General features: G+C 63.5%; 7 protein-coding genes. 5 read left to right on the top strand and 2 right to left on the bottom strand.

From position 1 onward, the window contains the following. The 4 genes from Q7O19_RS11605 to Q7O19_RS11590 form a co-directional block, all read left to right on the top strand. Positions 1–2,103: TonB-dependent receptor domain-containing protein (locus Q7O19_RS11605; protein WP_303810677.1), on the top strand; the 2,103-nt coding region annotated here is incomplete at its 5' end. Between the two features lie 35 nt (positions 2,104–2,138). Further along, positions 2,139–3,545 carry a CapA family protein gene (locus Q7O19_RS11600; RefSeq protein ID WP_303810676.1) on the top strand — a complete coding sequence of 469 codons (1,407 nt, stop codon included), beginning with the start codon at positions 2,139–2,141 and terminating at the stop codon, positions 3,543–3,545. 48 nt (positions 3,546–3,593) lie between these two features. After that, positions 3,594–4,835 carry a M20/M25/M40 family metallo-hydrolase gene (locus Q7O19_RS11595; protein WP_303810675.1) on the top strand — a complete coding sequence of 414 codons (1,242 nt, stop codon included), beginning with the start codon at positions 3,594–3,596 and terminating at the stop codon, positions 4,833–4,835. Between the two features lie 101 nt (positions 4,836–4,936). Further along, a complete protein-coding gene (locus tag Q7O19_RS11590) occupies positions 4,937–7,903 on the top strand; it encodes a glycosyl hydrolase (protein ID WP_303810674.1) in 2,967 nt (988 codons plus the stop codon). Positions 7,904–8,197: 294 nt separating this feature from the next. On the opposite strand, the gene Q7O19_RS11585 is transcribed toward Q7O19_RS11590, so the two are convergent. Then, a complete protein-coding gene (locus Q7O19_RS11585; protein WP_303810673.1) occupies positions 8,198–9,523 on the bottom strand; it encodes a M20/M25/M40 family metallo-hydrolase in 1,326 nt (441 codons plus the stop codon). Positions 9,524–9,694: 171 nt separating this feature from the next. On the opposite strand from Q7O19_RS11585, the gene Q7O19_RS11580 reads away from it, so the two are divergent. Continuing rightward, entirely contained in the window at positions 9,695–10,225 is a 531-nt protein-coding gene (locus Q7O19_RS11580) for a hypothetical protein (protein ID WP_303810672.1), read from the top strand. 177 nt (positions 10,226–10,402) lie between these two features. Here the strand turns inward: Q7O19_RS11580 and Q7O19_RS11575 are convergent. Then, positions 10,403–12,355 (bottom strand): adenylate/guanylate cyclase domain-containing protein (locus tag Q7O19_RS11575; RefSeq protein ID WP_303810671.1); only part of this gene is annotated, 1,953 nt, incomplete at its 5' end.

Below are 12,355 nucleotides of genomic sequence, written 5' to 3'. Positions count from 1 at the left end.
TCGGGCCTCAACAGTCTGACCGCCGGTGGCATCATCACCGCCGGTCCGGCCCGCGGCACCTATTTCGGCCCCGGCGGTGCCATCCGCCAGTATAATTATGGCCCCAATCGCCTGAACAACCGCGAATGGACGATCGGCGGCGACTGGGAACAGGGCTTGCATTTCGATCGGACCTCGCTGCAGCCGGAAGAGAATTTCGCCGGCGGCTTTGCCCGTGCCAGCTTCGATGTGCTGGAGAATTTTACAGTATTCGGTGAAGCCACCTACAACTGGAGCCGCGCCTTCAACGATGGCGGCTATTTCACCAGCAAGGGCAATATCACAATCCGCACCGATAACGCCTTCATCCCGGCATCGGTCAAGGCGCTGATCGGCACGTCCAACCTCACGCTCGGCTCATGGGACAGCGACCTTCCGTCACGGCAGAGCAACAATACGCGCCGGCTGCAGCGCTATGTTTTTGGTTTCAACACCGATTTCGATGCCATCGGGCTCGACTGGAATGTTGACGGCTATTATCAGCACGGAGTCACCAAGGCGCGCGAGCAGCTGCTGCAGACGATCAACCGCACCAAGCTGGATTTCGCTCGCGACTCGGTGCGGAACAGCGCCGGCCAGATCGTCTGCCGCGTCACCCGCGATGGCAGCACCAACGCGCTGGCAGCGGGCTGCCTGCCCTACAACAGCTTCGGCATCGACGTGAACAGCCAGGCTGTGGTGGATTACATCATCGGCGATCCGTTCCGCATCCAGACCTTCAAACAGGACGTTGCCGCGCTGAACTTCAGCACCAAGATCGACAATGGCCTGATCGATCCGATCGGCCTCGCCTTCGGCATTGAACGCCGGCGCGAGGCAATTTCGGGCGTGGTTTCGCCCGGTGCCGAAAGCGGCTGGGTGGTTGGCAACTATCTGGCCACCAATGGCTCCTACACCGTTACCGAGGCCTATCTGGAAACGCTGTTCAAGCTGCCGCTCGGCCTCGAACTATCGGGCGCGGCCCGCTATACCAGCTACAGCCAGACCGGCGATGTCGTCACCTGGAAGGTGGGCGGCGCCTGGCAGCCGATCCCTGACCTGCGCCTGCGTGTAACCCGTTCGCGCGACATCCGCGCGCCCAATCTGCAGGAACTCTTCGCGGCCGGGACGCGCAACACCAACTCGCTGTTCGATCCGTGGCAGAACGCCAACTCGGTCCGCTTCACGCAAACCGTCGCCGGCAACCTTGCTCTGGAACCGGAAGAGGCGGACACGCTGGGCGTCGGTGCCATTTTCCGGCCGTCGTTCCTGCCGGGCTTTGGCCTTTCGGTCGATTATTATGACATCAAGATCAACGGGGCGATCGGCACCATTGGTCCGCAGAGCATCATCGACCGTTGCTTCGATGGCAATCTCGCTCTTTGCCAGCGTCTCACGGCGATCATCGGCGGCAACAATGTGGCGTTCGGATCCCCCGGCTTCACCCAGGCGCGTGGCGCGCCGGGCGTCTCCGAATTTCTGGTCGCCAACAGCCCTTTCAACTTCCTGACCCAGCGCGTCCGCGGCATCGACATCGAAGCCAGCTATCGCTTCAGCCTGGATTCGATTGCGTCGGCCCTGCCCGGCAATATCGCTATCCGTACCGTGGCGACGCACTATATTGAGGATTCGGAATCGAACGGCGTGGATCCGCCCACCGACACCGCTGGCGAGAACACGCTGAGCGGCCCGCCGAGCTGGATCTATCGTGCCACGTTCGATTACACCTTGGAGAACTTCACCACCCAGATCGCGCTGCGCGGTGTGTCGGGCGGCGTCTACAACAATCTGTGGGTGGAATGCACCACGGGTTGCCCGGCCAGCAACGCGGTCAATCGCACCATCGCCAACAACCGGATTCCCGGTGCGGCCTATGTCGATGCCTCGTTCGCCTACACGCTGCCCAACGAGAAGTTCAAGCCGCAGATCTATCTGCGGGTGCGCAACCTGTTCAACAAGGATTTGGTTCCGGTCGGCAAGGGCCCGTCGGACACGTCGAACGTGGAAGTGTTCGGCAACCAGACGCTGTATGACTATCTGGGTCGCACCTTCCTCGTGGGGATCAGGTTCAACTTCGCCGGCTGATCCCAGCTGGCGGCAATCTCGGGGAGGAGCTTGCCATGATCGGGAAGGCATACAGCGGGCGCGGCGGTCGGGCGATCCGGCTACTGTTGGCCGGAGCGATGCTGGCCAGTGCTGGCATCGCCCAAGCCCAGCAGGGCGGGATGGACATCAAGCCGGTGCCATGGACGCCGATCGCCGATGGCTTCACCTTCGCGGCGGTGGGGGATCTGATCTACCTGCGGCCGATGCTGGCTACCGTCGAGCGGCAGGCGCCTGCGATGGTCAAGCTGCTGCGCGATGCTGATGTGGCTTTCGGCAATTTCGAAACCAGCGTGCTCGACCTGAAGACGACGAAGGCAAGCCCGGGGGCCGAATCTGGGGGCACTTGGATGCTGGGTGCGCCGGCCATTGTGCCCGATCTGGCCAAAATGGGCTTCGACATCGTCGGTCATGCCAACAACCATACGGTCGACTGGGGTGAACAGGGCCTGCTCGAAACGCTCGACCATCTCGAGAAGGGCGGGCTGGTCGCGGCCGGTACCGGCCGCACCATGGCGGCCGCGCGGGCGCCGCGCTATCTCGACGTGCCTGCTGGCCGCGTGGCGCTGATTTCGGGCACCTCTAGCTTCTCGCCTGGGTCGCGCGCCTCCGATCCGCTGGGCGAAGTGCCGGGCCGGCCGGGCGCGAACACGGTGCGCACCGAACGCGTGGGCAAGGTCAGCGGGGCCGATCTCGCCGTGCTGGCCCGCGTGGCGAGTGCCCGCGCCGGCACGCCGGTGCGCATCGGCGGCGTGCGCTATGAAGCGACCGATATGCCGAAGACGCCGGTGGAGATCAGCTATGTCATCAACCAGCGCGACGAGGCGGCCAATCTGCGCGCCGTGCGCCAGGCCCGCCAGGTAGGCAACTTCGTCGTCTACACGCTGCACAACCACGAACCGGGCAACGGCAGCCAGGTGCCGGCGCAGTTCGCCGTCGATTACGCCCACAAGCTGATCGAAGCCGGCGCCGATGTCTATGTTGGCCATGGCCCGCACCAGTTGCGCGGCATCGAGATCTACAAGGGCAAGCCGATCTTCTACTCGCTCGGCAACTTTGCGATGATGAACAACAGCCTCGATGACGTGCCGATGGACATGTATGAGCAGTTCGGCGTCAACCCCACCGATGCAACGCCGCCTGAATTGCTGGCGGCGCGCAACAGCCGCAGCTTTGCCGATCCGGTGTTGTATGAATCGGTGATCGCCGTTAGCCGTTATGTGAAGGGCCAGGTCGCCGAGATCAGGCTGCACCCGATCGATCTCGGCACGGCGGTCGAAGGCGCGGCGAAGGGCGTCCCAGGCACTGCCAGTCCGGCCGTCGCGCAGCGCATCCTCGAACGGATGCAGCGCCTCTCCGCGCCGTACGGTACTACCATCACCATCGAAAAGGGCGTGGGCGTGATCCGCCTGCCGGTGCAATGATCGCATTGTGCCGCCTGTTTTCATCTTCCACCAATTGAGGCTGATCTGATGCGCACGCTGTTCCTTGCTGTCCTGCTGACCACCGCTGCCCCGGCCTTCGCCCAATCAGCGAGCCTGGTGGCCGCGCATGCCAAGATCGCCGCCGATTATGACAAGACGGTCGCAGAGGTGATCGAACTCACCGAGATCCCTGCACCGCCTTTCAAGGAAACCGCCCGCGCCCAGCGCGTGCAGGAGAAGTTCACGGCGCTGGGGCTGGAGAATGTCCATATCGATGCGGTCGGCAACGTGATCGGCACCCGGCCAGGCAAGGACCGTGCGGCCAAGGCGCTGCTGGTTGCCGCCCACCTCGACACGGTGTTCCCGCCCGATGTTCCGATCAAGGTGCGCCGCGAAGGCGATACACTGCACGCGCCGGGCATCGGGGACACCACGGTAACGGTGGCAGCGCTGCTCACCTTTGTGCGCGCCATGGATGCCGGCAAGGTGCAAACCCCGCGCGACATCATTTTCGTCGCCAATGTGGGCGAGGAAGGCCAGGGCGATCTGCGCGGCATCCGCCACATCTTCTCGGCCAGCCCGTTGAAGCCCCGCATTGGCGATTTCATCAGCTTCGATGGCAGCACTGTGGGCCGCATCACCAACAGCGCCGTCGGCTCCCGCCGCTATCGCGTCGCCTTCAAGGGACCGGGCGGCCACAGCTATGGCGCGTTCGGGCTGGTCAATCCGATGGTGGCCATGGCCGGCGCCGTGAGCGGCATGTACACAATCTCGATACCGCAGGATGTGAAGACCACCTATGCCGCGTCCACGATTGCCGGCGGCACATCGGTCAACTCCATTCCAAACCTGATCCTTGCCGAATTCGACATGCGCTCGGCTTCGCCGGCCAATCTGAAGACCGTGGAAACCCGCTTCCTGCAGATCATCCAAGAAAGCGTGGCCGCCGAAAACGCCGCCCGCGACACGCGCTATGGCAAGATCAGCGCCGTGCCTGAACTGATCGGCGACCGCCCGGCCGGCAGCACGCCGGCCAGCGATCCGCTGGTGCAGGCGGCCGCCAAGGTGCTCACCGCCAATGGCTATGACGCCAACCTCACGGCATCATCGACCGACAGCAACATCCCGATCAGCATGGGCATTCCGGCGATCACGCTGTCGGCAGGTGGCGGCGGCTTCCGCGCCCACGCGCTGGACGAATATATCAGTGTCGAACGAGGGGCCTTCGTGAAGGGCCTGACGACGGCATTCGACATCGTGGTGGCAGCAGCCGGGATCAAGCGTCCCTAGGGGGGCTCCCGGCAACCGCCACCAGCAAGGCGGCAGGCCGCGCGATCGCCAGCCTGCCGGGAAAGGGGTGCGAGGTGACATCGAGGCAGCAATGGGCCCGGGTGGCCATCACATTGGCCATTGCGACCCTGCTGGCCCCGCTGGCGCCACCGCTGGCGGCCGCGCCCAGTATTGAAGACAGTTTCGCCATGCTGGATTGGCGCAATGTCGGGCCCCGGCGTGGCGGCCGCTCCATCGCGGCCACCGGACATCCGGCGCGACCGAATGAATATTATCTCGGCGCAGTCGGTGGCGGCCTGTGGAAGACGGAAGACGGCGGCGCCAGCTGGCGCCAGGTCACAGATGGCCAGATCGCCAGTTCATCGGTGGGGGCGGTGGCGGTGGCGCCCGGCAATCCCGACATTGTCTATATCGGCATGGGCGAAGGCCAGTTGCGCGCCAATGTCATGCAGGGTGACGGTGTTTACCGCTCGGCCGATGGCGGCAAGACATGGCAGCATGCCGGGCTGGCCGCCAGCCGTACCATCACGGCGCTGCGCGTGCACCCGCGCGATCCCGATATCGTCTATGCCGCCGCGCTCGGCGACCCCTATGCGCCCGGCGAGGAGCGCGGCGTGTTCAAATCCCGCGATGGCGGCAGGAGCTGGACGCGCATCCTGTTCCGATCGTCGCGCGCCGGTGCAATCGATCTAGCGCTCGATCCGGCCAACCCCGATATACTCTATGCTACGCTCTGGCAGGTTTATCGCAAGCCCTGGCAGCTGTGGAGCGGCGGCCCGGAATCGGGCATCTTCAAGTCGACAGACGGCGGCGCCAGCTGGACGGAGATCACCCGCAATCCCGGCTTGCCCAGGGGCGTGCTCGGCAAGATCACCATCGCGCCCTCGCCGGCTGATCCAAACCGGGTGTGGGCCAATATCGAGGCGGAAGACGGCGGGCTCTACCGGTCAGACGATGCCGGGCGGACCTGGACCCACGTCAACGGCGACCGCAAGTTGTGGCAGCGCAGTTTCTATTTCCTGCGCGTGCGCCCCCACCCGCACGATCGCGACACGGTGCATGTGCTCAGCTTCCAGCTGGAACGCTCTACTGATGCCGGCAAGACGTTCGCGGCGGTGCGCACCCGGCACAGCGACGTGCATGATTTGTGGCTGGATCCCGCCAACCCGGCGCGCATGATCGTCGCCGATGATGGCGGCGCCAGCGTATCGGTGAACGGCGGCCGCAGCTGGACCGAGCAGGATTTTCCTACCGCCCAGATCTATCGCCTCGCGGTCACCCGCGGCTTTCCCTATGAACTGTGCGGCGCCCAGCAGGACAATTCGACCGTGTGCGTGCCCAGCCGGCCGGCCCAACGCTTCGGGCGGGTCTCCCACGTCGACAGCTTTGCCGATTTCACCACCATCTCGGGCAGCGAGAGCGGCCATGTGGCCCCGCATCCGGCCAAGCCCGACGTGTTCTTCGTGGGGGAGACCAACGGCCTAATCCGCTTTGATCGGGCCCGGGACCAGGTGCGCGATGTCCAGCCCTGGCCCTATTCGGTGATGGGCCAGCCGGCCAGCAGTATGAAAGAGCGCTGGAACTGGAGCTTCCCGATCGTGTTCGCGCCCCAGACGCCGCACGCGCTCTATGCCGGTTCGCAGCATCTGTGGCGCAGCCTTGATGAGGGCCAGAGCTGGCAGCGCATCAGCCCCGACCTGACCCGCGCCGATCCGGCTACCCTGGGCGAGACCGGCGGCCCGATCCGCCCCGATCAGGACGGTCCGGAAGTCTATGGCACGATCTTCACCATTGCCCCGTCGCCGGTGGCGGCCGGCATGATCTGGACCGGATCCGATGATGGCCTCGTTCACCTGACCCGCAATGACGGCCGCAGCTGGGCGAACGTCACGCCGGCCGGCCTCGCGCCCTTCACCAAGATCAGCTTCATCCACGCTTCGCGCCATGATCCGGCGACGGCCTATCTGGCCGCCAATCGCTACCAGATGGGCGACCGCCAGCCGATGCTGTGGCGTACCGCCGATCATGGCCGTACGTGGCAGCGCATAGACAGCGGCCTGCCGCCCGAGGATTTCGCCCACGCCATCATCGAGGACAGCCAGCGCCCCGGCCTGCTGTTTGCCGGCACCGAACATGGCGTGCACATGTCCTTCGATGCCGGCCAGCACTGGCATCGCCTGTCCCGCGGCTTGCCCGACACCCATGTCTCCGGTCTCGCCGTGGTCGGCAACGAGCTGGCCATCGCCACCCATGGCCGCAGCTTTTTTGTGCTGGAAGGGCTGGAGACGCTCCGTCACCTCGCGGCCAATGGCCCGCCCGCGACGTCGACCCTGTTCCCGCCGGCAGCGGCCGTGCTGGACGTGGTGCCGGCCCGCCTGCACCTCCACCTGACGCGGCCGGTGACGGCGCCGCGCCTGACGATCAGCGATGCGGCCGGCACCATCGTGCGTCGCCTGGCGTTGCCCGCGCAGCTTTCAGCCGGTGCCCACGTCATCGGCTGGGATCTGCGCCACGATGGAGCCACCGTGTTCGACAACATGATCCTGGAAGCGCCCAACCCGGCCCAGGGGCCGCTGGTGCGCCCAGGCACCTATGCGGTGACGCTGGACCTTGGCGGCGAGACGCTGACCGCCAGCGTGCCGGTCTCGCCCGATCCACGACTGGAGCCGCTGCCGGCGGGCGCATTCGCGGCACGGGAAACGCTCAGCCTCGCCCTGCGCAATGCCGTCTCGCTCGCCAACCAGACCGTCCTCGACATCAGGGCCGAAAAGGCCCGACTGCTGGCACAGCCGGGGCAGGGTGCGGCGGCGCGGGCCCGTGACGCGCTGGTGCAGGAACTGGCGGCGGTGGAAGCGACGCTGTATCAGGTTCGCAATCAGAGCCCGAAGGACAAGATCGCCTACCCCATCCAACTCAATGACAGGCTGGCCCATTTGATGGCGCAGGTGGACGAGGGGCATGGCGCACCAACTGAGGCGCAGCAGCAGGTATATGACACGCTGAGCGACGAGTTGGACAGGGCCTTGGCGCGCTACCGGGCGGCGCTTCGCGGCCGGAAACCGGCATGACGGCTGCGTGAATGTGGACATAGCCGATTGTGATCTGGCCCAGCTTATCGGCCAGAGCGTCACTTAGGCTTTTTGTCCTGACGGTCGCACTTGCCGCGCAAGCAGTGAGCCCCGCAGCCGCAAAGTCTGTCTCCCCGCCCGCACGTCCGGGCGAGATAGAAAATGGGGCAAAGGATGCGTTCCTTACGGTCACTGCGCCAGCGCTGCCCGGACATGCCGTCACGTAACTGGTCGGTTTGACACGTGACGCTTTGCGAGAACGGCAACCGCGCACAACCGCCAATGCGCTGCGCCTTACATGCCAGCCGTGGCCAGAATAGTGGCGAGACCGATGCGCTTCAGCTTGACATTGTTGGCCTTTTCAATGCCGATCCATTCTTCTAGGGAATGGTTTCGCCCGCCAGTTGCCACCCGCGAGATCGTAATGGCCGGAATGCCAAGGCTGATCGGAATGTTGGAGTCGGTCGAACTGGAACTGTATCTGAGCTTTATGCCCTCCGCCGCATAGGCGGCGGTGGAAAACTGAACGATATCCGCACTCAGCGGGGTTGAGCCGGCCGGGCGATCGCCAACAAGGACTGGCTGCACGGTGATACGCCCGTCGCGCGTGGAGCGCGCGACGTTTTCGGTCGCGGCGGCATCGTTCAGTATTGCAAGGAATCGTTGCTCGACCTTGGCGAGTTCCTCGGCCGTTGCCGATCGCATGTCGAATTCCATCCACACTTCACCCGGAATGGCGTTGACAGAGGTGCCGCCGCCAACGACGCTGGCGCTGTAGGTCGTCTTGGGATCGGTGGGGACAGTAACCTTGTACAGGTCAACAACCGCTTGCGACATGGCGGTCATTGGATTGACCAGCCCGAACGCGCCGAAACTGTGCCCGCCGGGCCCCTTGAAGGTGACGCGGTAGCGCTTCGATCCGGCGCCCCCGATGGTCAGGCTGTCCATGCCGCCGCCGTCGATGGAGAAAAAAGCCTTGGTGCGGCCCTGGTATTTCCCCTTGGTGAACAAGTGACGGACGCCACGCAGGTCGCCGCGGCCTTCCTCGCCCACGGTTCCGACAAACAGGATATCGGCCTTGGTGCGGATGCCGGCCGCATTCATGGCATTGATGAACGCCAGCTGCGTGGCAAGGCCGGTGCTGTCATCGCCAACACCCGGGGCGAAAAGCTTGTCACCCTCGCGGCGAACTTTGACCGGAGTTCCCTCTGGAAAGACGGTGTCGAGGTGCGCCGAAACGACGATCAGGCCATCGCCGCCGCCTTTGCGCAGGCCTGTCACATTGCCCACGGTGTCGATCTCCACATCCGTAAGTCCTTGGGCGATGAATATGTCGCGATAGGCCTTGGCGCGGGCGGTCTCCTTGAATGGGGGCGCCGGGATTTCGGTAAGGGTGATGATGTCGGCAACCCATTTGTCGTGTCCGGAATCGATCGCCGCCATGGCCTTGGCGAACACCGGGCTGGACTCGATGCGCTTGATGGTTGCCACGGCAGCGGGCGTGAGCGCCGCGAGCCTATCTGCTTCGTCTTCGGCTTGTGCAGGCGCAGCGATTGCAGCGCCGCCCGCGATGGCCGCGACAATAATGGCAGCGACTGGCAACCGGACCCTGATCCCCATGAACTTTTGCATGTCTGCCTCCCCTCAACAGTGATCGCGCACTGGGCGGACTGTGGATCAACCGGGACGGGCGTCAACCGTTAACGCGCCTGACCGGAAAGCCCGGCTACCAAAAGTCCAAGCAAATCTGTCACGGTGCGCCGTTGCACCATCGCTAATGGCAGATGCATCATGACCAAGCTAGCCATCCTATATGAACACCCCACGTGGTTCGAACCGCTTTTTGCGGCACTCGATCGGCATGGCATCGACTATCAAACCGTTTCACCAGGCTCCGCCTATGACCCCGCTGACACGGCAGTGCCTGCGCCTTTGATCCTCAATCGCATCGCGATGTCGACGTTCTTGCGCGAATCCGTGCACCCGATTTTTTGGGTGCAGTCGCTGCTGGCAAGATTGGAAGCTGCCGGCGCTTATGTACTCAACGGCACGCGCGCGCTTGCCATGGATATATCCAAGGCCCGGCAATTGGCGCTTATCAGCCCGACTGGGCCTGGCCATTCCGGCCATCCGATCGGCCATCGCCGGGCCACCATAGCGAAACGGCTTGTGATCAGCCAAAAAATGCGCCGAAATGCGGCACTGGGTTCGGCAATTACGCAGCGCATCATAGGCCTCGCGCACCTGATATGTATGCAGGCCATTGCATCACCTGCGCCCATGCACAACAAATATGGCCCGGCTCTAAGCCCCGCTAGATGAAATCAGGGAATCAGGTCAGAACCCGCAATCTGGCTCGTGGTCCAACACCAACCGAGCCGCGCGCTCATGTACGTCAGGCGCATGGTTGTTCGTCGCCTTTCGCCTAAGGGCTCCACCTTCGCAGCAGTTGGAGCCACCGGCAAACACGACGCGGTTCAACCCAGCCATTGCTCGCCACTATTTCTGCTGCATTACCTCAGTTCCGTTCCAGCCAGGTTCTGGCGGGGCGAGGGTGTAACGCTCGGCACGTTCCAACAGTGTGTCGGCTGCCAGATCTCCCGGGCACAGGGCCGCTGCTGCTTGAAAGTGCTGGCTGGCTGCCTCAACGGAGCCGGCCCAAAGGCAGGCAAGGCCCTGTTCATAGGCATCGCGCGCCTGGAGCCTGGTGGCGGCCACTTCTCCAAAGCGCCCCAGAAGTTCATAAACGACAGTTCCCTGCTGCCGGCCTTTTACGGCAACCCGGTCAAGGCGGCGCCATTCAAAGACATCGCCGGTTTCATCGCGCAGTTCTTCGGATGCCATGATTGACGTGCCATAAACCTTGTTCAGTCCCTCCAGCCGGCTGGCGAGGTTCACAGCATCACCCAGCGCGGTGTAGGCAAAGCGCTCCTGCGTGCCCATGTTGCCGACGACGACGTCGCCAATGCCAAGTCCGATCCGCGCGCGAAACTCGACCCGCTGCCCGGCAAACTGCGACAGGCGGTGCTGGGCATTGAGGGCAGACTGGCAGGCGCGAATGGCATGATCCGGCAGCGCCGTTGGCGCGTTGTACAAGGCCATGATGCCGTCGCCCATGAATTTGTCGACGGTGCCGCCCTCATCACTGATGGCGCTGGTCATGAGCTCGAAATAATCTTTCAAGGCTTCCACCAGATCCTCTGGCGAGAGCCCCTCGGAAATCGCCGTGAAGTTTGCGATGTCGGAAAAATGGAGACTGAGGCGGCGGCGTTCGCCGCCAAGTGTTGCCTCTTGGCCGTCAGCCAGCAGGCTTCGTACCAGATCCTTGGGCACATAGTGACCAAAGGAACGCAGGCTCGCCTTCATGGACTCGATGGACAGATTGAGACTGGCGATTTCGCGCACAATGGATCGCAAAGGCACCGTACTGGAGAGATTGAACTGGCCGATGTCCTTGAACTCCCCCGTAATCGCGGAAACCCGGCGAGAAATATTGCGGCTCACCAGGCCGATTAAAAACAGCTCAAGCGCAATGATCAGGATAATGATGGCAGCAATGTCACGATTGGTTTCCTTTAATCCGCCAATGAAATCGTCCGTCGGAGAGATCGTCAGTATTTCCCAGTCCTTGCCGAATTGCGGCGGGAATGGCTTTCCAGCAACGATGAACTGCTGACCGGATTTATCAGTGAACAAATGGGGATGTTGAACGGCTTTGTCTCTGAGGCCGATGGCCTGCGCAAGCGTGGGATCAGCAATGTCGTTCAGGCTTGGAAGCGCCTCCTTCGCGGCGTTTCTCGGCACCATCAGGTCACGGTGGGACGCGGCGATGAGCCGGCCCGATTGGTCGTAGATCAGGGTGATGCTGTTGGCGCTCAGCCGATGTTCGTCGAGATAGGCGGAGATGTTGGCGAGCGTGATGTTTGTGCCCACAAAGCCGACGAAGGCGCCGCCTGAAAAAACCGGCGTGCCAAGCGACATGACCAGGGAGCCTGTGTCGGGATTAATGGCCGGCTCGCCAAGCGCAAACCGGCCACTTGCCTTGGCTGCCACGTAGTGGGGCAATTGGCGCAGATCGAGTTTGGTTGGTTCGGTATAGTCCTTACCCGTACGTTCACCCCAGGCCGCATAGAATGTTCGGTGGCGGACGCGGGCGGCACCGGGGGCATAGGCTTCGATATAACCGGCGTGCCAGTTTGCACTGGCGGGGATCAACGGGTCCGAGCGGCGTCTGTCGGCGTCGATCCGCGAGACCACCCGGTGATAGCCATCCTCGAAACTTGTGTAGATGGCGTCGATATGGTCTGCGTCGATCAGGGCATGCCACAGCAGGTTGTTGGCGCCGTCTGCGCGGAATTGCCGGGGATTGGCAGCAGTAACCGCGGCGACAATCGCCATGTTGCGGGCAACTGAATCAATCAGTTCGACTGATGCCTGTTGTGTTTCAGCCAT

The organism is Sandarakinorhabdus limnophila DSM 17366, from assembly GCF_945882885.1.
GTDB classification, from domain to species: domain Bacteria; phylum Pseudomonadota; class Alphaproteobacteria; order Sphingomonadales; family Sphingomonadaceae; genus Sandarakinorhabdus; species Sandarakinorhabdus limnophila_A.
This window is presented reverse-complemented; position numbering and strand designations above follow the sequence as displayed.

What these genes read in the sequence shown, in the direction of transcription:
- Q7O19_RS11600 (WP_303810676.1), top strand. Translation starts at nt 2,139, where the DNA reads ATGATCGGGAAGGCATACAGCGGGCGCGGCGGTCGGGCGATCCGGCTA.
- Q7O19_RS11595 (WP_303810675.1), top strand. Translation starts at nt 3,594, where the DNA reads ATGCGCACGCTGTTCCTTGCTGTCCTGCTGACCACCGCTGCCCCGGCC.
- Q7O19_RS11585 (WP_303810673.1), bottom strand. Translation starts at nt 9,523, where the DNA reads ATGGGGATCAGGGTCCGGTTGCCAGTCGCTGCCATTATTGTCGCGGCC.
- Q7O19_RS11580 (WP_303810672.1), top strand. Translation starts at nt 9,695, where the DNA reads ATGACCAAGCTAGCCATCCTATATGAACACCCCACGTGGTTCGAACCG.